This window comes from Burkholderia sp. BCC1972, assembly GCF_905339605.1.
Taxonomy (GTDB): Bacteria; Pseudomonadota; Gammaproteobacteria; order Burkholderiales; family Burkholderiaceae; genus Burkholderia.
Window position 1 is genome coordinate 1 of record NZ_CAJPGH010000035.1, and the last position, 23,184, is coordinate 23,184.

The window sequence follows — 23,184 nt, forward strand, 5'->3', positions numbered from 1 at the left end:
TTGAACCGCTCGATGTAACACCGCCCGCCACGGCGGGCGCATCGCTTCACCGCGGCACCGAAGCACGGCCGCCTGCCCGCTTCCCACGTCGGGCTCGCGGCCGCCTTCGCGCCGACGACAAGCAGCGCCGTGCGTTCCCCGACGGCACGGCATGCAGGCGGCCAGCATCGACTCCGCCATCGAAGTTTTAATTAGTCGTACGTATTACAACACTCAAAAAACGGAGACAGACGATGAAGAGCAGGACATGGACCATTTGCGCGGCGCTGCTCGGCGCGGCGGCAAGCACGAGCAGTTTCGCGCAGAGCAGCGTCACGCTGTACGGCGACCTCGATGCCGCGTTGCTCTATACGAGCCGATCGCTCGATGCGGCGACCGGCGGCAACGCCGGACGCCAGTTCGCGCTGACCGACACGGGCATGACGCCGACCAACTTCGGCATCACGGGCACCGAGGATCTCGGCGGCGGGCTGCACGCGAGATTCAAGCTGGAAAGCGGCTTCAACATCACGGACGGCGCGTTCGGCCATTCGAACGGCAACTTCTTCGGCCGCCAGGCGTGGGTCGGGTTCGACGGCGGATTCGGCGAAACGAAGGTCGGCCTGCAGTTCTCGCCGTTCGTGCTGGCGATACTCGGATCGGATCCGCGCAACGTCTCGCATTTCGGCGCGGCACTGGTTCCGTATGTCGACAACGTGCTCGTCACGGGGCTCTTCAACCCGAACGCGATTTCGTACACCAGCCCGACGATCGCCGGGCTGACGGCGAGCGCGATGTTCGGATTCGGCGGGAAAGCCGGCGACTTCCAGGCGGGACGCCAGTATTCCGGCAGCGTCACCTATACGAACGGCGGTTTCATGCTCAATGCGGCACTCTACGACGGCAACGGCGGCACGACGCCGACACCGGTTCCGAGCACCGTCGCGTTCGTCGGCCGCACGATCGGTACCGCCTATACGTTCGGGCCCGTCACCGGCAAGGCGTCGTTCACGAGCTACAAGGTCGCCGGCTCGTTCAGCAACAACGTGTACAGCGCAGGCCTCGACTATCGCGTCACGCCGGCGCTCGATCTGAACACCGGCGCGTGGTACACGACCGACCGCAACGATTCGCACAATCATTCGCTGCTTGCCGCGATCGGCGCCGACTACAGCCTGTCGAAGCGAACGGGCCTGTATGCGCAGGTCGGCGTCGTCAACAACCACGGTGCGATGAATACGGGCCTCGGCATCACGGGCGGCGCGCTGTACGGGTTGCCGGGCACGACGGTCGGCGTCAACGCCGGCATCCATCACGTGTTCTGACGCAGCGCCTGTGCACGGGCGGCCGCCGCGCGCCGCGCGTCCGGCTCCGCATCGCGGCGCGGCCGCCACGGAAACGTGGCGCAAACGCGCCTTGCCCGGTGCCGGTCAGGCCGCCCGGCATACCGATCTCGATGTTTACCCGACCTCAAGTCCGCGGCCGCGCGGCCGTCAAGTCGGGAAGGCACGCCCAACATCCGCCGGGAACGCGGCGCGCATGATCTCAAGGAGACCCACCAACGTGAACTTCTTCGGAATCGGCCGCGGCCGCCGTTCGTCTCGCGCGCTCGTCGGCGATATCGCCGAGCAGGCCGGCAGGCTCGGCATCGAGATCTGCGACGTGTCGGGCCACGTCGAGGAAGTCGCGGCCCGCGTCGCCCGGCAGGCCGAGGTCTGCCACACGCTGCGCGAATCGGCCGCCCTCACGCTGCGCGGCAACCACCGGATCGCCGAGGCCGCGCAGCAGGTGCGCGACGTCAGCGCCAACGCGTCGAATGCCGTCCGGCAGTCGCAGCAGACGATCGAGGCTTCGCTCGCCGACATTCACGGCCTCGTCGAGGGCGTCACCACGATCAGCGACCAGATGGGCGCGCTGCGCGATGCGCTCGGTCACGTGCGGGCCGTGTCCGAAGAAATCTCCGTCATCGCCCGCCAGACCCACCTGCTCGCGCTGAACGCCGCGATCGAGGCCGCGCGCGCCGGCGAGTCGGGCCGCAGCTTCGCGGTCGTCGCGGCCGAGGTCAAGAACCTGTCCGCGAAGACCGGGCAGGCGACGGCCCAGATCGAGACGACCCTCGCGCGGCTCGCCGAGCAGACCGAACACCTGCTCGCGGAAGGCACCGACAACGCCGCGCGCGCGCATCGCGTGCGCGAGGGCACGCGCACGATCGGCGAGGTCGTGCACGCGACCGGCCATGCGATCACCGAGCTCGCGGGTGAAGCCGAACAGATCGCGTCGCTGACCGACGAGATCGAGGCGCAGTGCCACCGTCTCGACGAGCAGGTGGGCGAAATGGCGTCCGGCGTCGAGAACTCGGCCGACAACTTCTCGCAGGCCAAGGACCGGCTCGGCAATCTGCTGACCGTCTCCGAGACGCTGATCGAACTCACCGCTGCAACCGGCATCGAATCGCCCGACACGCGCCTGATCGACACCGCGCGGAACACGGCCGCCGCGATCAGCAAACTCTTCGAGGACGCGGTCGGCCGTGGCGATATCGCACTCGACGCGCTGTTCGACACGCACTACGAACCGATTCCCGGCACCGACCCGCAGCAGTTCATGACGCGCTTCACGGCATTCACCGATCGCGTGCTGCCGGCCGTCCAGGAGCCGGTGCTCGACGTCGACGCACGCGTCGTCTATTGCGCGAGCTTCGATCGGCAGTGCTACCTGCCGACCCACAACCGGAAGTTCTCGCTGCCCCAACGCGCGGACGCAGCCTGGAACGCGGCGAACTGCCGGAACCGCCGGATCTACACGGACCGGACGGCGCGCATGTCCGTGGCGCATGACAAGCCGTTCCTGTTGCAGACCTATCGCCGCGACATGGGCAACGGCCAGTTCGTGCTGATGAAGGACGTGTCCGCGCCGATCGTCGTCGGCGGACGGCCGTGGGGTGTCCTGCGGATCGGCTACAGCGTCTGAACCGGCGGGGCCGGGCCGGCCGCGCCTACTGCTCCAGCCCCACCCCCAGCGGCCGCTGGTCGCTGCGCCCGTGGTCATCGACCACCCGCACCGTATAGTTGCCGGCCGTCCGCGGCTGCCAGAACAACGCGTCGCCCGGCGTACTGCGGCCGACATACGCATCGTTGACGAACCAGTACAGCGCATGCGCGCTCGCATCGGCCGTCGCGTTGAACGCGATGCGCGTCTCCTCCGTACTCTTCACGCGCATCGCATATGTGCTGCCGCGCAGCGGCGACGTGATGCGCGGCGGATCGCCTTCGACCTGCCCCGCATCGCGACAGTCCGCATTCTGCGGCGGCCGCCGGCGCGGAATGCCGGCCTGCGCGAACACCTGCTGCAGATCCGACGGCCAGAACTCGAAGATCTCCGTATGCGTGCGCTTGCCGTCGTACGGCGGGCACGCGGCCTTTCCCGTCGCGTCGTCGATCACGACCGGCCGGTGCACGGTGCTCACGCGAATCGGCGACGTACCCGGGATGAACCACGTCCAGCCCTGTTGCGGACACCACTCGTTCGGCAGATCGCCGCTCGCGAGACAGATCCGCACACGCTTGAGCCGCGGCGGCACCGCGCGCGGCGGCTCGACGAGCGTGCGCTCGGCATTCATCGCGTCGACGACCTGGAAGAACAGCGGCGCGGCCGCATCGACGCCGACGAAGGCCGTATTCGTCGAATTGTCGAAATTGCCGACCCACACGACCAGCACGTACGGGCCGAACACGCCGGCCGTCCACGCATCGCGGAACGACCATGACGTGCCGGTCTTCCAGTACACCGGCACGCTGGACGGCTGCGCGCCGCTGGTCTCGTCGGGGCGCGGGTGCTGGCGCAGCATGTCCATCGTCATGTAGCTCGCGTCGGCGCTGAGCAGGCGCCGGCCGGGCGGCGCCGGCTCGTCCGCGCGCAGCCGCAGCGGCCGGAACTCGCCGCGATTCGCGAGCATCGCGTACAGCGCCGCGAGATCCTGCATCGTCACCTCGCCGCCGCCGAGCACGAGTGCAAGCCCGTAATGTTGCGCGCTCGCCAGGCGGCGCACGCCGGCTTCCTGCAGGAACTGGTACAGGTCGGGCGACTTGAGCTGCGACGCAACCCACACGGCCGGCACGTTGCGGCTGCGGTTCAGCGCGTCGGTCGCGGTGATCGGCCCGAGGAAGTGGCCGTCGAAATTCTCCGGTGCATACGGGCCGAATGAAATCGGCACATCGCGCAGCACCGTCTGCGGATGGAGCACGCCCTGGTCGAAGCCGAGCGCATAGATGAACGGCTTGAGCGTCGAGCCCGGCGAGCGCCGCGCGAGCGTGCCGTTCACCTGCCCGTCGATCGAACGGTCGAAGAAGTTCGCGGAGCCGACCAGCGCCTTCACGCCCATGTCGCGCGTATCGACGAGGATGGCCGCTGCGTTGCGCACGCCGCGCGTGTCGTTGCGCGCGACATAGCGTGCGATCTGCCGCTCCAGCGTGCGCTGCAGGTCGAGGTCGAGTGTCGTGACGAGCCGCGCTCCTTCGCCGCCGTCTTCCGCGGCGCCGCCCGACGTCGTGCGCCACGCACTGCGCGCGGCGAGCGCCTGGCCGACCGCATGCGGTGCGTCGAACGGCAGCGCGGACAGCGGTCGCATCGCGAGCGGCAAGGCGAACAGCGGCTTCAGCGTCGCATCGCCCGGATGCTTCGTCAGCCAGCGCGCATACAGCCGGTTGCGCGACACGGCCAGCGCACGGTTGATTTCGTCCTGCCCGCCGCGCACGCGCCGCGCCGGGTCCTGCGGAATCACCGCGAGCGCGAGCGCCTCGGGCAGCGTCAGCGCATCGGGCATCCGGTCGAAATAGACGACGCTCGCGGTGCCCGCGCCTTCGACGTTGCGGCCGTACGGTGCGTCGTTCAGATAGGCTTCGAGGATCTGCCGCTTCGAGTAGAAGAGTTCGAGCTGCATCGCGCGCGCGACCTGCGCGAGCTTGCCGGCCGGCGTGCGCGTGTTCAGCTTCCACAGCGAGCGCGCGAGCTGCATCGTCAGCGTCGACCCGCCCTGCGGATTGCCGCCGCGCACGTACGTGATCCACGCGCCGCGTGCGAGCCCGTACGGGTTGAAGCCCGGATGCCACCAGAACCAGCGGTCCTCGTGCAGCATCACGGCCTCGACGAGCTGCGGCGACATTCGGTCGAGCGGCACCCACAGCCGGTAGCGGTCGTCCTTCGCGAGCGTCAGGCGCAGCAACCGGCCCTGCGCGTCCGTCACCGCAACCGACGACGGCTTCCAGTCGCGCAGCGGCGGATGCGGCCACAACCGGCACGCGGCCAGCGCGCCGAACACGAGCAGCACGCCGACGAGCCAGTTCTGCCAGCGATGCAGCCAGCGGCCGGCGCCGTGCAGCGCGCGCCGGAGCCTGGATGCTTCAGCCACGCGCGCATGCTCCCGGCTTTCGACGTGGCCGGCAACGCCGCTGCAGCCACCTCGTCATCGCACGCGCTCCACCGTCAGCGCCATGCCGCCCGGCGCCTGCGCCTGCACGCGGCGGTCGTACATCGATTCGCCGTAAGCAGGCGGCGCAATGAAGCGGCCCGCGTTGCTCGCCTTGATCCGGTAGACGAATTCGCGCACGTCGGTCGTCGCGGTGCCGTAGATCACCACGCGATCCTCGCGCACGTCCGCGAATTGCGGCTGCCACGTCGAACCCGTCACGCCGATCGGCGAACGCCACGGCGCATCGGCCACCGGCGCCGGCGTGCCGCCGTTGCTGTCGCCGTCCTGTGCGTCGGTCACGGGCGGCGGCGCGATCACCGGATCGAAGCCGCCCGGCAGCAGGTCGACGATCGCGACGTTGCCGACGTTCGCGGAGCCCGTCGCGCGGATCTTCAGGTGCACGTCGATCTCCTGGCCGAGCGTGATCTTGTCGAGCGGCTTGCCGTTCGTGTCGGTGTAGTCGCGCACGATCTCCAGCCCGTTCTTGATCGCCTTCGTCGACGTGCCGCGATCGTAGCCCGACTGGCTCGCGACCCACCACGCGGGCAACGTGCTGCCGTTCACGAAGTCGACGCGCGACGCGCCGGCCGCCCACGTGCCCGAGCGCACGAGGTTCGCGTGGATCGACGACACGTCCTTCGCGCCGGCACCCGCACGCACCTCGTCGATCGCGAGCTGGTCGAGCTGGCCCGCATTCGACGCCGCATATGCGTCGAGCGCGAGGATCGTCATCGCCGACGACAGCGTGTTGTAGCGGTTGTCGACGAGCGGCGCGGCGAGGTTGTCCATCGCGCGCGGCGACAGCTTGCTCACACGTTCCGGGAAGTGCTTCGCGAGCAGGTACAGCACGCTCGCGTCGCGCGTCAGCGGGTCGATGTAGTAGCCCGTCGCGTCATCGCCGTCGGACGCGCGCTTGCGTTCGAGCAACGCCTGCGGGCCCGCGATCAGCGCGGCGGCCTCCTTGTCCTGCTTCAGCAGTTGATACGACGCGGCGAGCCACGCAGCCGCGAGATCGCTCTTCCAGTCTTTCGGATACGCATCCTGCAGCCGCTTCTGCACGGCCGCGAGGCTGTTGGTCGTCACGTTGCCCTGGCGCGTCAGCAGGTACACCGCGTACGCGCGCTGCCGCAGCAGGTCCAGCGAGCCGAGCGAGTCGTTCGCGGCGAGCTTCTGCAGATACGCATTGCCCGCGTCGAGCATGTCCTTGGGCACCGCAACGCCACGATCGCGTGCATCGAGCAGCACGTGCATCGAATACGCGGACACGAACGGATCGGCATCGGGCGTCGCGCTCCACAACCCGAACCCGCCCTGCGCGTTCTGCCGGCTGCGCAGCACGCCGAGGAACTGCGCGATCGCGCTCGCGTTCGCCGCATCGGTGCCGGCTTCGGGCGCGTGCATCGCGCTGGTCAGCGCGCGCACCGACAGCCACTTCGCCGCGAACACGCGCGGCACGACCGCGCTCACCATCTGCTCGCTGCAATAGTGGTCGAAGTTGACGAGATACGACGACAGCCCCTCGGACAGCACGAGCGGCGCGGTCGAGATGCTCGCGTCGCGCGACGCGTACGCGTCGTACATCGACCGCAGGTTCGGCACGCTGGCCTTCTTGCCCGGATCGACGCGCGCGATGTCGAGCTGCGTGCGGAACGCCGCGGCCGGCCGCACCGACACGTCGACGCGCTGCTGCGCGCCCTTCGCGCCGTAGCGCGCACCAAACGACAGCGCGCCCGAGCCGAGCATATCGGTCGCCTTCACGCGGAACAGCGCGACGCCTTCATGCTGCGGCGCGAGCACGACGTTCTGCGTCGCCGGCCCGATCACCTGCAGCTGCGGGCCGGTCTTCAGCGTGACCGCGACCGGCACCGGCTGGTTGCCGACGCCCGTCAGGTTGTTCGCGACGCCGACGCTGACATCGGCCTCGTCGCCCGGCGCCAGCGTCGTCGGCACGTTCGGCGACAGCACGAAATCGCCGCGCACCGTCGTCGCGCCTTCGAACGTGCCGACCAGGTCCGGCGACACCGACACGGCCATCACACGCAGTTTCCCGTTGAAGTAGTCGGGCACCGTGTAGCTCAGGCGCGTGTCGCCGTTCACGCCGACGATCCCCGACCAGTAGACGACCGGCTTGTCGCGCTTGCGCTTGAACGGATTCAGCTGGCGGCCGATCGCGTCGTCGGCGTCGCCGCCGGGCGCGGCCATCGCCATCAGCTTCTCGAAGTCCGGCAGGATCAGGTCGAGGATCTGCGACGTGCCGACTTCGAGCATCCGCTTGCGGAAGAAGAACTTCAGCGGATCGCCGAGCTTGTAGCGCGCGACCTGCAGGATGCCCTCGTCGACCGCGAACACGACGACCTTCGCGGGCTTCGCCGAATGCACGGTGAAGTTGACGGTGTCGCCCGGCTTCACGAGTGCCGGCGCATCGACGCTCACCGCGTTGCGGCGCGCGTCGAGGTTCACCGAGAACGGCACGACGCCGTAGCTCAGCGGGCTCATGAAGATCTCGTCCGACGACGGATCGCGGATGGTCTGCACGTTGATGTAGCCGTTGCCTTCGAAACCGGCCGGCACCGTGATGTGCTGGATCGAGCTCGTCGTATCCGCATGGAACCATGCGTGCGCATACACCTTGTCGCGCTCGATCGTGATCAGGCCGCTGCCCGCGTAGGGCGCGCGGATCGCGATTTCCACCTGCTCGCCCGGCCTGAAGTCGTGCTTCGCGAGGCTCACCTGCAGCTCGGCGTTGCGGTCGAGCGAGCGCGTGACGTTCGCGGCGCCCGTGACCGAATACTCGATCCGGTTCACCGCGGTACCGTCCGCGCGGCGGATCACGAGCGCATAGCTGCCCGGCTTATCGGTGCGCAGCGCGAAGTCGAGCCCGGCCGCCGGAATCGCCAGCGGCTTCTCGTCGACCGGCACTTCCTTCAGCCGCGAATCGTATTTGTACGCGCCGGAGTCCTGCTTGGTCAGCACCGACACGTAGCGTTCCTCGACGAGCTGGGCGCGCAGGTCCTTCACGTCGATCGCCTTCGCGCCCGGGTCGATCGCGACGAGCCGCACCGTGCGCGGGCTGGCACGCTTCACGTAGCCGAGGTCGTCGACCGACTTGTAGCCGACGAGCCAGTCGTTGTTCGACACGAGCGTCTGCGCGTTCGCGGCGACGTTGCGGCCGCCTTCCGCTTCGTACGCCTTCGCCTGGAAGTACAGCTGGTAGGTCGCGTCCGCGTACTTGTCGAGATCGAGGTCGAATTCGGCATGGCCCTTGTCGTCGGTCGTGCCGTCCTGCAGCGTCGTCGTGTAGCCCTCCTTCGCGCGGCGTGCATCGAAGAAGTGATAGCCCTGCCAGCTGCGGAACGACGGCCACACGGGGCGCAGCGTCAGCGTCGCCGCGACGCGGCGTTTCTCGGCCGGCGTGCCGAACAGGTTCTGCGCATCGACGAGGCCCTTCAGCCCCTTCGGCTTCACCCACCCTTCGACGACCTGCTGCGACAGCTTCGCGTCGACCTTCATCCGGTCGGGCAGGAACTCCTTCACCTGCACGGTCGTGCTGCCGATCGGCTCGGCGCCCGGCTGGCCGTCCTTCACGATATACAGGTTGACCGTCCACGTGCCGGTCGGCGCCGTCTCGGCGGTCGTATAGGAGAGCTCGGTGAATCCCGTCGCGTCGACGGTCACTGGCTTGCGCTCGACGGTGATGCCGCGCGGGTCGACGATCTCCGCCTGCAGCGGCACGCCGGCGGGGCTGCGCGCCCAGCTGGCCGCGCGCACGATCAGGCCGATGTGGAACGGATCGCCCGGCCGGTACAGGCCGCGATCCGAGAACAGGTACGCGGACAGCTGACCCTGGCCCGTCGCATTGCGCTCGCCGTCGACGTCGAAGCGCGAGAAGTCGAGCTGGCGGTCGCGGCCGGCCACCGGCAGGAACGACAGGTCGGTGTCCTTCTTCACGACGTACAGCTGCGGCCGCTTCTCGCGGTCGAGCCCCTTGAACGCGGGGAAATGCACGACGCCGTCGGCGCTCGTGGTCTGCGTGAACAGCGCCTGCCCGTTCACCGCAAGCACCGATACCGTTGCACCCGCAACCGGCTTGCCGGTACGGATCGACTGGATGAACACGTCCTGGCTGCCATCCAGCGACTTCTTGACCAGCATCCCGAGATCGGTCACGACGATCAGGCGCGTATCGCCGAGTGCGTTGTCGCTGTCGTCGCCGTTACCGCTGCTGTCGCCCGAATCGGCGTTGTCGGACGCATCCTGGCTGCCGTCGCCGGACGATGCATCGCCATCCTTCGCATCGTCGGCTTTCTTCTTCTCGGCCGCCGGATCGTACTTCGACAGGTGCAGCAGGAACACGCCGCGCTTGCCGCCCTTCAGGTACTGGCCGAGATCGATGCCTTCGTAATGCGCACGGCCGGGCTCGCCGGCCGGGAACGCGCGCGTCTGCACGAAGCGCTCGACGATGTGGTCCTCGCTGAACGAATAGGACAGCTGGGGACGTGCGTACGTACCGTTGTTGAAGCTCACGAGATGCTGGATCTGGTCGGGCAGCACGCGGCCGATCTCGACCTTCATCCCCGGCAGGTTGCGCGACACGACCGACAGCCGCTTGCTGCCGCTCATCGACAGCAGCGAGCCGTCGGCCATGAAGCGCAGCAGCTTCGGATAGTCGGGCACCGTGAATGCGCTCGTCACGGGCTTGCCGAGCAGGTAGCCGCCGGCCGATTTCAGGTCGCCCTCGAACCGGACGACGACGCGGTCGCCCGGCGTCGCGTGGTACTTGAAACTCTGCAGCGTCGCGAAATCGTTCTCGGTGGGCACCGCTTCGAGCGGCAGCGGCTTCGACTGCTTCAGCACCGCGTCGCTGATGTCGGCCACGTTCCATTCGTAGGGCGGATCGTCGTCCGACTGCTCGACACCGGGCTTGCGCTTCGGCAGCACCCACGCCTTCGCGCGTGCGGCGAGATCGGCACTGCGCACGCCGTCGGACGTTTCGGCCACGAGCACCTGCTCGGGTTCGTAGCGCTCGTTGTCGACGAGCGTCGGCGCGACGTTGCCGATCGACAAACTGTAGAGCCCCGGCACGCCGACCGATGCATGCAGCACGTCCGGCGTGCCGTTGCCGCCGCGCGCGCTCTTCACGCCCTTGTCGACGTCGAGCCGCACCGACAGCGGATCGCGCGGGATCTCGAGCGGCTGCGAGTAGACCCACGCGCTCGTCTTCATCTTGTCGTAGTTGACCGTGTAGCGCAGCGGCGACGTGGCCTTGCCGTCGCGGCCGACCAGCACGAGGCCGATGCGCTTCTCGAATTCGGCCGGATCGACCGGGTAGTTGAAACGCAACTGCAGCAGCGCCTGCTTCTCCGCCGGATTGTCGGGGTTGTGGTAGAACTCGTTGTTGCCGAATGTTGCGGCGAACGCCGGCAGGTCGAACGCGAAACGATCGTCGCGCATGACCACCTGCGGCGCGAACACGCGGTGCACCGCGAAACGCACCTCGACGTGCGCGCCGACCGGCCAGTCGGCCGCCGGCGTGAAGCGCAGCGTCTTGTCGTCGGCCCACTCCCACGCGCCTTTCAGCGCCGGTGTCATCTCGATCCCGTCACCAGCGGGCTTGCCGACCCGCTCGATCGGCGCGGCCGATTGCGCGAACGCCACTTCGAGCGGATGCACGGTGATCTTCGGCTTGTCGGTGTCGTCGACCTCGTAGGTCGTGATCGCCGGCGCCTTCACGGTGAAGCTGACGGTTTCGGGCTCGGGCGGCTTCGGGCGGTGCTTGAACCAATAGCCGCCGTAGCCGAGCGCGGCCGCGAGCAGCACGAGGCCGCCCGCATGCCACGGACGGCGGCGCACGGCCGCGGCGGTGACGCCCATCCACGCGGGCGCCGTCCACGACACGTCGCCGACCAGCGGCCGCAGCGCGCAGCCGAGCAGCCACCAGACGAAGCCTGCGACACGAATCGGCAGGAGCAGCAGGAAGCGCAGCAAATCCATCTTGTTATTTCCTTGTCAAGGACATGCTGCCGATGCGGCAACCTTCCCCGAATTGTTATGGGTCTGTGACGGCGCGGCCCGGTTGCGCCGTATTGCTTGGTATGTTCGACCGGATGCTGGCCGCCATTATCGATCAGACCCGAAACGATGGAAATATCGGTGTGCCGGCGCGCAACGCCGCCCGACGACCGGCCGGTCGGGCGGATTTCGGGCCGCGGCGCAACCTCTGCCCACGGTCGCGCCGCGTTCGCTAGAATGCGCGGCTCGGCAGGATCGAATCGAAATGAAAGGAAACCGCTTGAAACTCCCGTTCGAATGGCAGATCGGGCTGCGCTACGCGCGCGGCGGCCGGCGCTCGGCCGGCGACGGCTTCGTATCGTTCATCGCCGGCGCCGCGATGGCCGGCATCGCGCTCGGCGTGGCCGCGCTAATCGTCGTGCTGTCGGTGATGAACGGCTTTCGCACCGAGGTGCGCGACCGGATGCTGTCGGTGCTCGCGCACGTGGAAATCTTCTCACCGTCGGGCTCGATGCCCGACTGGCGGCTGACCGCGCACGAATCGCTGCAGAACCCGGCGGTGCGCGCCGTCGCGCCCTATGTCGACGCGCAGGCGCTGCTGACGAACGCGGGCAGCGTGACGGGCGTCGCGCTGCGCGGCATCGATCGGGTGCTCGAGCCGCGCGTATCCGAGATCGCGCGCAAGCTGAAGACCGGCCGCCTCGACGCGCTCGTGCCCGGCGAGATGGGCATCGTGCTCGGCGCCGCGCTCGCCGATGCGCTGCACGTGAAGATCGGCGACCGCATCACGTTCTTCGCGCCCGGCAACACCGCGCGCCTCGGCGACGCGCTGCCGCGGTTTCGCCAGTTCAACGTGGTCGGCACGTTCGAGTCGGGCCACTACCAGTACGACAGCGCGCTCGCGTACATCCACATCCGCGACGCGCAGCAACTGTCCAACGTGAACGCGCCGACCGGCATCCGGCTGCGCATCGACGATCTGCAGCGCGCGCCGGAGATCGCGCTCGCGCTGTCGCGCACGCTGTCCGGCAACCTGTATATCCGCGACTGGACGCGGCAGAACCGTACGTGGTTCGAAGCCGAGCGGCTGCAGAAGCGGATGCTGTCGCTGATCCTGATGCTGATCGTCGCGGTCGCCGCATTCAACCTCGTGTCGTCGCTCGTGATGACCGTCACGCAGAAGCAGGGCGACATCGCGATCCTGCGCACGCTCGGCGCGCCGCCGCGGTCGATCATGAAGATCTTCGCGATCCAGGGGATGACGATCGGCCTTGCCGGCACGCTTGCGGGCGTCGCCTTCGGCTGCGCGATCGCGGTGAGCATCCCGTGGGTGCTGCCGGCGATCGAACAGTTGCTCGGCATCCGCTTCCTGACGCCGTCCGTGTACTTCCTCAGCTCGCTGCCGTCGAAGCTCGCGGCGGTCGACGTGATCGAGATCGCCGCGGCCGCATTCCTGATGTCGTGCGTCGCGACGCTATACCCGAGCTGGCGCGCCGCGCGGGTGCGGCCGGCCGAGGCGTTGCGCGACGAATAGGCGCGATTGGCGCAATCGGCGCGGCGTTACGCGATCTCGTGGAAGCCGACGCTGTTGCCGCCGTCGGGCGTGTAGCCGGCGAGCACGTCGAAGCCGACGTTGACGAGTTCCACGCGCATGCCGTAGGACTTGTTGCCGGATGCGTCGACGAAGATCGCCGCACCCGACGACAGCTGGCGCGCGGTGTTCAGCAGCGCCAGCGTGCCGCGCGCCGTACCGGCCGATGGCTCGATCGTCAGCGTCGTGCCGTCCTGCGTCGTGAAGTGTCCGCCGGGCGCGACGGGCGGCGGGTTGTCCGCGACCGACCGGTTGAGCAGGCTCATGAAGTGAAAGCGCGCATCGGCGCCCTGGCTCGCCGCCGCGCGGTCGCTGTCCGTGAACGTGTCGCCGCGCACGGCCGCGCCTTGCGCGGCGATATCGACGGCCTGCTCGTGAAAATCGCGCGTCGCACGCACGAGGCCGGCGTTCGCGTTCAGCGTCGATTCGACCCATGCGCGATCGCTGTCCGTCATCGTCTTCGACACGACCTTGATCCGGCCGTCGTCGGTCATGAAGTCGAACCGCGCATCGGCCAAGTCCGGCCGCTTCGCGACGATGTCCTGCAGGCTCGTCGCGAGCGCATCGGTGACGCCGCGCAGCTTCAACGTCAGGTCGCCCACCATCGACAGCTGTTTCGTTATCCCAGCCTGCAGCGCCTGCGGATCGATTGCCCGGACGCTGATCGGCTCGTCTTGCTGCGCGCCGGACACCGTCGTGTCCGGCGTCTCGCGCCCGTCGAGCGCCGCCTGCGCCATTTGCGCGAGCGTAAGGCCGCCCGCCGCCGTAACCGGTATCGTCATTGCCCTCTTTTCTCTCTCGTTTTCAGCCTGTTTTTCCCTGTTTACGGACGGATTGCCGGGAAGTTAAGCGCGCATGCCGCACCCCCACCGAAACTTTGTTTGATTTAGGCTAAAAAAGTTTGACATGAAGATTTCACTGGGATAACTTTTGCGCAAGCTTCCGGAAAGCAATCCGGCCAGCCGTGCCGACTCGCGTCGCGCTTTCCTGCCGTTGCAGCACCGCCGTTCGCAACATTCCCGCCTCATCGCATCGTGCCGTTCCGTTTCATCCGAAACCTGAAGGAAGCTCGGGCATGCCCGTATTTGATTCGTACTCCTGCATTCTAAGCGAGCCGCCGCACTGACGATTTCCGTTCGGGGCGATCCGCTCGCCTCGACGCCGGCCGGATGCGCGCCGCCTGACGCGCGCCGGCACCGGGCGAGATCCTCATCCGTCCCGCCCGCCGCTTTTGATGGTGCAGTTCCGCTTCATCCGACGCAGTACCCGGCCAGGCCGCAGGGGGCGTATCGCGAGCCGTGCCGGTTCCAGACAATCACAAGAGACGAGGTCGATTCAATGAACATTCATCGAACCGGATTCCGGCGCGCGTGGCTTCCCGCGCTCGTGGCCGCCACGACGCTCGCCGCATGCGGCGGCGACGACGGCGGCAGCGTGGCGGGTGCATCCGCACTCGCGCAGGGCCAGCAGGAGGGGGCCGCCGCAGCGGCGGCCGATTCGCAGTCGCTCGCGTCGCACGTGTCGCCGTCCGGCGTCCCGTACGCGAATCCGGCCAGCAACGGTCGCTACAAGCCGGTGATCAGCAACGGCCAGGTGCAGCCGTCGCTGTCGGGCGGCACGATCGAAGAGAACGCCTGGGTCGACACGCCGGTCGATTCCGACGGCGACGGCACACGCGACCGCATCCACGTGCGCATCGTGCGGCCGTCCGAAACCGCGAACGGCGCGCGCACGCCCGTCATCGTGCTCGCGAGCCCGTACTATGCAGGACTCGCCGACAGCCCCGACCACGACGTCGACGTCGAACTCGACGGCACGCCGCATCCGGCCGCGGCCGCCGGCGCACCGGCATCGGCGTCCACCCGCATCCTGGCCGCCGCGCCGCAGTCGCGGATGCTGCAGCAGGTCGAGGCGGCTGCCGCCGGCCGCTCGTGGATCGAGAGCTACTTCGTGCCGCGCGGCTTCACGATCGTCTACGCGGATTCGCTCGGCACCGCCGGCTCGGACGGCTGCCCGACGATCCTGACGCGCGACGAATCGGTCGCGATGGCGTCGGTGATCCGCTGGCTCGGCCGGGACGCGACCGCGAAGGACGCGAACGGCAAGACGGTCGTCGCGAACTGGTCGACGGGCCACGTCGGCATGTACGGCGTGTCGTACGACGGCACGCTGCCGAAGATGGTCGCGAGCCTGCGCACGCGCGGGCTCGACGCGATCGTGCCGATCGCCGGGCTGACGAACATGTACGGCTACTACCGCTCGGGCGGGCTCGTGCGCGCGCCGGAAGGCTATCAGGGCGAAGATGTCGACGTGTACATCAAGGCGCTGCTGACGAACGCGCATCCGGAACGCTGCACGCACCTGATCGACGAAGCGTTGCAGCAGGAAGACCGCAAGACCGGCGACTATTCGCCGTTCTGGGCCGCGCGCGACATCCCGACGGGATTCGCGGTCGCACCGGCACTCGTCGCGCAGGGGCTGACCGACGACAACGTGCGCGTCGACCAGTCGACGTCGTGGTATCTCGCGATGCGGCGCCAGGGCGTGCCGACGCAGCTGTGGCTGCACCGCCTGAAGCACACCGATCCGACGCGCGTGCCGGCGATGGGCGAAGCGTGGACCGCGGAGGTGAACCGCTGGTTCACGCGCTACCTGATCGGCTACAACAACGGCGTCGAAGGCGATCCGCGCGCGGTGATCGAGCAGGCCGACGGCACGCTGCTGAAGGAAGCCGACTGGGCCGCGCGCCGTGCGACGCCGGTCACGTACTTCGCGGGCGGCGACGGCGCCAGCACCGGCACGCTGCTGCGGCTGCCAAGCGGCGGCCCGCTCACGCGGTTCACCGACGATGCGCGCATTCCCGCGCTCACGCTGGCGAACACGCCGACGGGCGAAAACCGCAGCCGTTTCGAGACGGCCCCGCTGACGGCGGCAGCACGCCTGTCCGGCGCCGCGACCGCACGCGTCAGGCTGACTTTCACCGGCGTCGCCAACGTCACGGCGCTGCTGGTCGATCGCGCACCGGACGGCACGGCCACGATCGTCACGCGCGCCTGGACCGACCCGCGCAACCGGCTGTCCGAGTGGCTGTCGGAGCCGGTGCTGCCCGGCCTGCCGTATGACCTGAAGCTGACGTTCATGCCGCGCGACTACAAGCTGGAAGCCGGCCACCGGCTCGGGCTCGTCGTCCTCTCCAGCGATTACGAGGCGACGCTGCGGCCGACGCCCGGCACGGGCCTGACGCTCGATCCGGCTGGCACGTCGGTGACGGTGCCGCTGGCTTCGCCATCGGCGGGCGTGTAGTCGCACGCCGGCTGCCGGCATGACGGCACGGCCGCCCCCGCCTGCGCGCCCGTCGGCGCAGGCGGGGGATCGCTGCAGAAACGGGACACCTGCGCTACGCTGCGAAAGTCGAACGCCAACGGTGCACCTTCATGATCCCCCTCAGCGCGAAAGCCATCGTCCGTGACGGACGCTCGGTCCTGTTCCTGCGCAATCCACGCGACGAATGGGAGTTGCCGGGCGGCTGGCCCGAAGCCGGCGAATCGCTCGAGGAAACCGTCGCGCGCGAATTACAGGAGGAATGCGGGATCGTCGCCTCGGCGATCCGCTACGTGGCGAGCCGCTCGTGCGAGGTCGTGCCGGGCAAGCGCGTGCTCATCGTGTGCTTCGAGTGTCGGGTCGATCGGCACGAAATCGTCCTGAGCGACGAGCACAACCAGTTCGGCTGGATCGACCTCGATGGCGGCAAGCCGGCGAACCTGCCGGATTTCTATTGGGAGTTCTGCAGACAGGCGGGCTGATTCGCGCCCGCCCTTCGGCAATCACACCGGCGTCAACACCGGCTGCCCCGCGAAATGCCGCGCCGCGTTGTCGAGAAACTGCTGCACCGACCGGTCGAGCGCCTCGGGCGACCAGCCGCCCATGTGCGGCGTCAGCACGACGTTGTCGAAATCCGTCAGCGCGCGCGGCGGCTCGGGCTCGCCTTCGTACACGTCGAGCCCCGCGCCCGCGATGCGCCGTTCGCGCAACGCGTCTGCCAAAGCAGCGGTATCGACAACGCTGCCGCGCGACACGTTGACGAGAAAGCCGCCCGGGCCGAGCGCGTCGAGCACGGTGCGATCGATCAGGTGACGCGTGCCCGCGCCGCCCGGCGTCGCGACGATCAGGAAATCGGCCCACTGCGCGAGTGCATCCACCCGGTCAAAATAGCGGTACGGCACGGGCTTCTCCGAGCGGTTGTGGTACCCGATCTCGATGTCGAAGCCCGCCGCACGGCGCGCGCACTTCTCGCCGATCTTGCCGAGCCCGACGATGCCGAGCTTCCTGCCCGACACGTTCGGCGGCATCGACAGTCCGTCGCGCCACACGCCCGCGCGGGTTTTCGCATCGAGCTGCACGACGTTGCGCACCGCCGCGAGCAGCAGCGCGAACGCGTGATCGGCAACGCAATCGTCGTTGGTGCCCGCGCCCGTGACGACCGTGACGCCGCGCGCCTTCGCATGCGCGACGTCGATATGCTCGTAGCCGGCACCGAGCGCGCTGACGAACGTGAGTTGCGGCAGCCGGTCGATCTCGGCGGCGGTGAGCCCCGTGCTGCCGTTGGTCAGCACCGCGCGAATCGTGCTGCCGTGTTCGGCGATCGCGCGTGCACGTTCGTCGGGCGTCGGGGCATGGCGCACGTCGAAAGACGCGGCGATCTCGCGCTGCGCGTCGCCGCGCAATGCGATGAGGACCAGCAACTCGGGCTTCATGTCAGCAAGTGTCCACAGGCAGGAACGAATTTCAGTGTAACAAGCGCGCGTGACGGATGCGGGTTATCCCCACACCGGCTGTGGGCACGCCGCCGCACGCGGTTTGCCAAAGCCGGCTCAGTCAAGTAACTTTCGGCGTACGCCCCCGTCCTGGAGATTGGCCCCGATGAAGCTCGCCCTGCCCGCCCGGATCCTGGGCCTCGCGTTCGCCGCCGCCCTCGTCGCGCCCGGCGCACACGCCGACACACCCGTCGTGGTGTCGTCGAAGATCGACACCGAAGGCAACCTGCTCGGCAATCTCATCGCGCAGGTGCTGAAAGCCCACGGCATTCCGGTCACCGAAAAGATCGCGCTCGGCACGACACCGATCGTGCGCAAGGCGCTCACGAGCGGCGAGATCGACATCTACCCCGAATACACGGGCAACGCCGCGTTCTTCTTCAACAAGGCCGACGACCCCGCGTGGAAGGACGCCGGACAAGGCTACGACACCGCGAAGAAGCTCGACTACGCGGCGAACCATCTCGTGTGGCTCGCGCCGGCGCCCGCGAACAACACCTGGGGCGTCGCACTGCTCGCCCCTGTCGCGCAGTCGCAGCACCTGAAGACCTTCTCCGATTTCGGCAAGTGGGTGGCCGGCGGCGGCAAGGTGAAACTCGCGGCATCGGCCGAATTCGTGAACAGCGCGTCCGCGCTGCCGTCGTTCGAGAAGGCGTACGGCTTCAAGCTGAAGCCTGAGCAGCTCGTCGTGCTGTCCGGCGGCGACACGGCCGCGACGATCAAGGCCGCCGCGAACCAGACCGACGGCGTGAACGCCGCGATGGTCTACGGCACCGACGGCGGCATCGCATCGAGCGGCCTCGCGGTGCTCGACGACGACAAGCACGTGCAGCCCGTCTACGCGCCGGCGCCGGTGATCCGCGAAGCCGTGCTGAAAGCGCATCCGCAGATCGCCGACTACCTGAAGCCGGTATTCGCGAGCCTCGACCTGAAGACGCTGCAGTCGCTGAACGCCCGCATCCAGATCAACGGCGAGCCGGCCGCCGGCGTCGCGAAAAGCTACCTGAAAGCGAAGGGCTTCGTGAAATGACCGAGCGCGCGGCGGCGTCCGCGCGGCGCGTCACGCTCGACAAGGTCGGCATCCTGATCGGGGTACTGACGATCGTCGCCGTGTTCGGCCTGCCGTTCGCGGTGCTACGGCCGAACCGGATCGCGGCCGGCACCGGGCTGTCGGTGTTCGCCGCGCTGCCGCCGGTGCAGGGCGCCGCGCTCGCCGCACTGTGGACCGTCGGCGCGCTGTGGGCGATGACGGCGAGCCGTCCCGCGCGGCGGCTCGCGGCCGGCTGCGCGGGGCTCGCCACGCTCGCGTATGCGGTCGGCGCGGCCGCGACGCACGTCGTCGCACCCGACGACATGCTCGCGCGCGTCTCCCCCGACGCCGGCGTCTGGCTGCTGCTGTTCGCGTGGTCCGTGCTCATCGCCGACGCGCTCGCACGGCTCGCGTTCGGCCCGTGGCGGCGGCTCGTCGCGCTCGTCGTCGCGATAGCAGCGATTTCGGTGCCGCTCGCCGGCGGCTGGTGGGACAGCCTCTCCGTGATGCGCGAATACGCGGTGCGCAGCGACGATTTCTGGCGCGAGGCGATCCGCCACGTGTCGCTCGCGGGCGGATCGGTCGCCGCCGCGCTCGTCGCGGGCTTGCCGCTCGGTATCGCCTGCGCACGCATCTCGACGGTGCGCACCATCGCGATGCCCGTGCTCAATGTCGTGCAGACGATCCCCAGCATCGCGATGTACGGGCTGATGATGGCGCCGCTCGGCCTGCTCGCCGCGCACGTGCCGCTCGCGGCCGCGCTCGGCATCCGCGGGATCGGCATCGCACCGGCCGTGCTCGCGCTGTTCCTGTATTCGCTGCTGCCGATCGCATCGAGCGTCGTGGTCGGGCTCGGGCAGGTGCCGCCGCATGTGACCGAAGCCGCACGCGCGATGGGCATGACGCGTGCGCAGCGGCTCCTGCGCGTCGATCTCGTGCTCGCGCTGCCGGTGATCCTGAGCGGCCTGCGCATCGTGCTCGTGCAGAACATCGGCCTGACCGCGGTCGCCGCGCTGATCGGCGGCGGCGGGTTCGGCACCTTCATCTTCCAGGGGATCGGGCAATCGGCCGCCGATCTCGTGCTGCTCGGCGCGATCCCGACGATCGCGCTCGCACTGGCGGCCGCCGTCGTGTTCGAAGCCGCGACGTCGCTCGCGAAGGGACGTACCGCATGATCGAGATCGAACGGGCCGGCAAACGCTTCGGCGACGTGGTCGCCGTCGACGACGTGTCGCTGACGATAGAGCGCGGCACCATCACCGCACTCGTCGGCGCATCGGGCAGCGGCAAGTCGACACTCCTGCGCATGATCAACCGGCTGATCGCGCCGACCAGCGGCACGATCCGCATCGACGGCGTCGATACGGCGACCGTCGCGCCCGAGCAGTTGCGGCGCGGCATCGGCTACGCGATCCAGGGGCACGGGCTGTTCCCGCACTGGAGCGTCGCGCGCAACATCGCGACCGTGCCGCGCCTGCTCGGCTGGGCCGCCGATCGCATCGACGCGCGCGTAAACGAGCTGCTCGACCTGTTCCACCTTGCGCCGGCCGAGTTCGCGGGCAAACTCCCGCACGAACTGTCGGGCGGCCAGCAGCAGCGCGTCGGCGTGGCACGCGCGCTCGCGGCCGAGCCGGCGATGCTGCTGATGGACGAACCGTTCGGCGCGCTCGACCCGATCATTCGCGGCAAGGCGCAGGACGACCTGTTCGCGCTGCAGCGCCGCCTCGGCATCACGGTGGTGATCGTCACGCACGATATCGAGGAAGCGCTGAAGCTCGGCGACACGATCGCGGTGATGGACGGCGGCCGGCTGCTGCAGGTCGCGACGCCGGCCGAGATTCTCGGCAAGCCGGCAGCCGGCGTCGTCGAGCAGCTCGTCGCGGGCGTCGACCGGCCGCTGCGCCTGCTCGCGCTGACGCCGATCGATACGGTGGCCGAACCCGGCCATGCCGACGGTGAACCGATCGCCGCGACGCGCACGCTGCGCGACGCGGTGTCCGAGCTGCTGTGGCGCGGTGTCGATGCGCTGCCCGTCGACGATACGGCCGACGGCAACCGCCACGGACACGGCGCGCGCCGCATCACGCTCGACGCGATCCGTGCGCACGCGAGGAAGCCTGCATGACGGCGCACGGCAGCGTGCGATCCACGCGCTCGGCACTTCCCGCGTACGTCGCGCGCGCCGCGGCGCTCGCGCTGCTGCTCGTGCTGCTGTTGCGCCCCGCGTGGCTGCAGGGCCTGTTCGCGCCGTTCGCGGACAACGGCGCACCGGTGATCTACGATCGTGCGAGCCTGCTCGATCTCACGCTCGCGCATCTCGGCACGGTCGCGCTGTCGAGCCTGATCGGCACGATCGTCGCGGTCGCGGCCGGCATCGCGGTCACGCGGCCGGCCGGCGCGGATTTCCTGCCGCTCGCACGCAGCGTCGTCGATATCGGCCAGACCTTCCCGCCCGTCGCCGTGCTCGCGCTCGCGGTGCCGGCCGTCGGCTTCGGCTTGAAGCCGGTGTTGATCGCGCTCGTTTTGTACGGGCTCCTGCCGGTTTTCGAAAGCACGATCGCGGGGCTCGAAGACGTGCCGCGCGACGTCGTCGATGCCGCACGTGGAATGGGGATGAGCGGCTGGCAGCAACTGGTGTCGGTCGAGCTGCCGCTCGCGTTTCCGGTGATCGTCAACGGGATCCGGCTCGCGGTCGTGATCAATCTCGGCACCGCGACGATCGGCTCGACGGTCGCCGCGCGCGGGCTCGGCGACGTGATCATCGCGGGCCTGCAGACGTCGAATACCGCATTCGTGCTGCAAGGCGGCGTGATCGTCGGGCTGCTCGCGGTGCTCGTCAGCGATGCGATCGGCGCGCTTGCGCGGGTGGCGAGCGCACGGCGCGCGTAAAAGCCGTTGCGAAATTTTTCGAAGGAGCAACCATGGCTGCCCTGGACACCGGCCCGTTTTTTCATGGCACGAAAGCGAATTTGCGGATCGGCGACTTGCTGACAGCAGGCTTCAGGTCGAATTATCGGGACAGTGTCGTGATGAATCACATTTATTTCACGGCCCTGTCCAAAGGCGCCGGCCTTGCGGCGGAAATGGCCAGGGGCGACGGCAAGCCGCGGGTTTACGTCGTCGAGCCCACCGGGGAATTCGAAAACGACCCGAACGTCACGGACAAGAAATTCCCGGGCAATCCGACGCGATCGTATCGAAGCACACTGCCGTTGAAAATCGTCGGCGAACTCGATAGCTGGGAACCCTACGATCCAGAGTTCATCCGGCAACTCAGGATCCGCATCGAAACCGGCATGGGCGAGATCATCAACTAGCGTTCCGTTCGGCCGATCCGCGTACAGGGCCAGGACTACAGGCGGAACGGGACAAGCGAACCCATGATCCGGACTCCGATGCGTGTCCGCGCAACGATCGGTGCATCGATCGTTGCGAAAGCCACAAACCTACACATCGCTTTCATTCGAGCCGGCGCTCGACCACTCGCCGCGATTGGTCGATATACTATGCGCCTCCCATTTCCCCGCACTCGACCATGCGACGACGGTTCTTCTGGCTGATCGTGCTTTCGCTCGGCATCGCGCAACAGGCATCGGCGCAGCAAGCGCCCGCACTGCCTGCATCGGCGCCCGAAGCGGTCGCATCGGCGCCGCCCGTCGCCTCCGCGCCGCTCGCGGATGCCAACGATCAGCCGAACGAAGCAAACCGCCGCATCACGTCCTACCTGACGAAGAAATTCGGCGTCGCGAAAGAACGCGCCGCGAAGCTCGCCGATATCGTGAGCGTCACTGCGACGAAATATTCGCTGCCGCCGGCACTCGTTTACGCCATTATTTCGATCGAATCGCGCTTCCAGGAAAAAGCGCGCGGCCAGCACGGCGCGACCGGGTTGATGCAGGTCGTGCCGTCTGCGCACCGCGGCATGCTGCGCAACGTGAAGGACCTGACCGAGCCGAATGCGAACGTCGAAGCCGGCTCGCGCATTCTGTCGGGCTACGTGAAGGCGGCCGGCGGCAACGTGCAGGCAGGGTTGAGGAGCTACAGCGGCGGATCCAGTGCGTATGCGGCGAAAGTGATGCAGCGGGTCGATTCGTTCCGGTTCGTGCTCGAACCCGAGGACGATGCGAAAAGCGCGAATACCGCGAGCGATGCGAACAATGCGAACAATGGGAAGGCGCACATGGTGCCGGTCAGCGATCCGTCAGCGGCGCCGGCCGCGAACCGCAACGCGAAGTAAGCAATGGCCACCCGCATTCGCACGGCTCCGGTCCGACGCTGCGCGGCCCGGCTGCTC

General features: G+C 68.4%; 15 protein-coding genes. 11 read left to right on the forward strand and 4 right to left on the reverse strand.

The genetic code is table 11. From position 1 onward, the window contains the following. Positions 1 to 233 precede the first annotated feature (233 nt). A complete protein-coding gene (locus U5798_RS33050; RefSeq protein WP_124456427.1) occupies positions 234 to 1,304 on the forward strand; it encodes a porin in 1,071 nt (356 codons plus the stop codon). A gap of 238 nt (positions 1,305 to 1,542) precedes the next feature. After that, positions 1,543 to 2,949 (forward strand): methyl-accepting chemotaxis protein, encoded by a 1,407-nt coding sequence (locus U5798_RS33055; protein ID WP_322084451.1) that lies wholly within the window; start codon positions 1,543 to 1,545, stop codon positions 2,947 to 2,949. A 25-nt stretch (positions 2,950 to 2,974) separates the two neighbouring features. Here U5798_RS33055 and pbpC read toward each other — a convergent pair whose 3' ends face one another. Both pbpC and U5798_RS33065 read right to left on the reverse strand, forming a co-directional pair. After that, positions 2,975 to 5,386 (reverse strand): penicillin-binding protein 1C, encoded by a 2,412-nt coding sequence (pbpC, locus tag U5798_RS33060; protein ID WP_322084452.1) that lies wholly within the window; start codon positions 5,384 to 5,386, stop codon positions 2,975 to 2,977. 54 nt (positions 5,387 to 5,440) lie between these two features. Beyond that, the gene (locus U5798_RS33065) at positions 5,441 to 11,437 is read right to left on the reverse strand and encodes an MG2 domain-containing protein (protein ID WP_322084453.1); all 5,997 of its coding nucleotides are present in this window, start codon (positions 11,435 to 11,437) and stop codon (positions 5,441 to 5,443) included. Positions 11,438 to 11,720: 283 nt separating this feature from the next. Here U5798_RS33065 and U5798_RS33070 point away from each other — a divergent pair, with 283 nt between their 5' ends. Then, positions 11,721 to 12,989 carry a lipoprotein-releasing ABC transporter permease subunit gene (locus U5798_RS33070; protein WP_322084454.1) on the forward strand — a complete coding sequence of 423 codons (1,269 nt, stop codon included), beginning with the start codon at positions 11,721 to 11,723 and terminating at the stop codon, positions 12,987 to 12,989. 26 nt (positions 12,990 to 13,015) lie between these two features. Here U5798_RS33070 and U5798_RS33075 read toward each other — a convergent pair whose 3' ends face one another. Continuing rightward, the gene (locus U5798_RS33075) at positions 13,016 to 13,828 is read right to left on the reverse strand and encodes a hypothetical protein (protein WP_322084455.1); all 813 of its coding nucleotides are present in this window, start codon (positions 13,826 to 13,828) and stop codon (positions 13,016 to 13,018) included. A gap of 556 nt (positions 13,829 to 14,384) precedes the next feature. Between U5798_RS33075 and U5798_RS33080 the strand changes: the two genes are divergently transcribed. After that, complete coding sequence (locus U5798_RS33080) at positions 14,385 to 16,349, forward strand: Xaa-Pro dipeptidyl-peptidase (protein ID WP_322084456.1); 1,965 nt, start codon at positions 14,385 to 14,387, stop codon at positions 16,347 to 16,349. Between the two features lie 131 nt (positions 16,350 to 16,480). Continuing rightward, positions 16,481 to 16,849, forward strand: a complete 369-nt coding sequence (locus U5798_RS33085; protein ID WP_322084457.1) for an NUDIX hydrolase — start codon at positions 16,481 to 16,483, stop codon at positions 16,847 to 16,849. Between the two features lie 21 nt (positions 16,850 to 16,870). Here the strand turns inward: U5798_RS33085 and U5798_RS33090 are convergent, their stop codons facing one another. After that, a complete protein-coding gene (locus U5798_RS33090; RefSeq protein ID WP_322084458.1) occupies positions 16,871 to 17,800 on the reverse strand; it encodes a 2-hydroxyacid dehydrogenase in 930 nt (309 codons plus the stop codon). Between the two features lie 166 nt (positions 17,801 to 17,966). Here U5798_RS33090 and U5798_RS33095 point away from each other — a divergent pair, with 166 nt between their 5' ends. From U5798_RS33095 to U5798_RS33120, 6 genes are all read left to right on the forward strand, one after another. Further along, complete coding sequence (locus tag U5798_RS33095; RefSeq protein WP_124456435.1) at positions 17,967 to 18,890, forward strand: ABC transporter substrate-binding protein; 924 nt, start codon at positions 17,967 to 17,969, stop codon at positions 18,888 to 18,890. Then, positions 18,887 to 20,065 carry an ABC transporter permease gene (locus tag U5798_RS33100; protein WP_322084459.1) on the forward strand — a complete coding sequence of 393 codons (1,179 nt, stop codon included), beginning with the start codon at positions 18,887 to 18,889 and terminating at the stop codon, positions 20,063 to 20,065. The genes U5798_RS33095 and U5798_RS33100 overlap by 4 nt, the downstream gene beginning before the upstream one ends. After that, positions 20,062 to 21,015 carry an ABC transporter ATP-binding protein gene (locus U5798_RS33105; protein ID WP_322084460.1) on the forward strand — a complete coding sequence of 318 codons (954 nt, stop codon included), beginning with the start codon at positions 20,062 to 20,064 and terminating at the stop codon, positions 21,013 to 21,015. The genes U5798_RS33100 and U5798_RS33105 overlap by 4 nt, the downstream gene beginning before the upstream one ends. Continuing rightward, complete coding sequence (locus U5798_RS33110) at positions 21,012 to 21,779, forward strand: ABC transporter permease (RefSeq protein ID WP_322084461.1); 768 nt, start codon at positions 21,012 to 21,014, stop codon at positions 21,777 to 21,779. The genes U5798_RS33105 and U5798_RS33110 overlap by 4 nt, the downstream gene beginning before the upstream one ends. Positions 21,780 to 21,811: 32 nt before the next feature. After that, complete coding sequence (gene arr / locus U5798_RS33115; protein ID WP_322084462.1) at positions 21,812 to 22,207, forward strand: NAD(+)--rifampin ADP-ribosyltransferase; 396 nt, start codon at positions 21,812 to 21,814, stop codon at positions 22,205 to 22,207. 218 nt (positions 22,208 to 22,425) lie between these two features. Further along, on the forward strand, positions 22,426 to 23,127 hold the full coding sequence (locus U5798_RS33120; RefSeq protein WP_322084463.1) for a lytic transglycosylase domain-containing protein: 702 nt from the start codon (positions 22,426 to 22,428) through the stop codon (positions 23,125 to 23,127). Positions 23,128 to 23,184: the final 57 nt, after the last annotated feature.

Coding starts and splice junctions, on each gene's coding strand:
- U5798_RS33100 (WP_322084459.1), top strand. CDS start 18,887: ATGACCGAGCGCGCGGCGGCGTCCGCGCGGCGCGTCACGCTCGACAAG.
- U5798_RS33085 (WP_322084457.1), top strand. CDS start 16,481: ATGATCCCCCTCAGCGCGAAAGCCATCGTCCGTGACGGACGCTCGGTC.
- U5798_RS33095 (WP_124456435.1), top strand. CDS start 17,967: ATGAAGCTCGCCCTGCCCGCCCGGATCCTGGGCCTCGCGTTCGCCGCC.
- U5798_RS33070 (WP_322084454.1), top strand. CDS start 11,721: ATGAAAGGAAACCGCTTGAAACTCCCGTTCGAATGGCAGATCGGGCTG.
- U5798_RS33065 (WP_322084453.1), bottom strand. CDS start 11,437: ATGGATTTGCTGCGCTTCCTGCTGCTCCTGCCGATTCGTGTCGCAGGC.
- U5798_RS33090 (WP_322084458.1), bottom strand. CDS start 17,800: ATGAAGCCCGAGTTGCTGGTCCTCATCGCATTGCGCGGCGACGCGCAG.
- arr (WP_322084462.1), top strand. CDS start 21,812: ATGGCTGCCCTGGACACCGGCCCGTTTTTTCATGGCACGAAAGCGAAT.
- U5798_RS33075 (WP_322084455.1), bottom strand. CDS start 13,828: ATGACGATACCGGTTACGGCGGCGGGCGGCCTTACGCTCGCGCAAATG.
- U5798_RS33110 (WP_322084461.1), top strand. CDS start 21,012: ATGACGGCGCACGGCAGCGTGCGATCCACGCGCTCGGCACTTCCCGCG.
- U5798_RS33120 (WP_322084463.1), top strand. CDS start 22,426: ATGCGACGACGGTTCTTCTGGCTGATCGTGCTTTCGCTCGGCATCGCG.
- U5798_RS33105 (WP_322084460.1), top strand. CDS start 20,062: ATGATCGAGATCGAACGGGCCGGCAAACGCTTCGGCGACGTGGTCGCC.
- U5798_RS33080 (WP_322084456.1), top strand. CDS start 14,385: ATGAACATTCATCGAACCGGATTCCGGCGCGCGTGGCTTCCCGCGCTC.
- U5798_RS33050 (WP_124456427.1), top strand. CDS start 234: ATGAAGAGCAGGACATGGACCATTTGCGCGGCGCTGCTCGGCGCGGCG.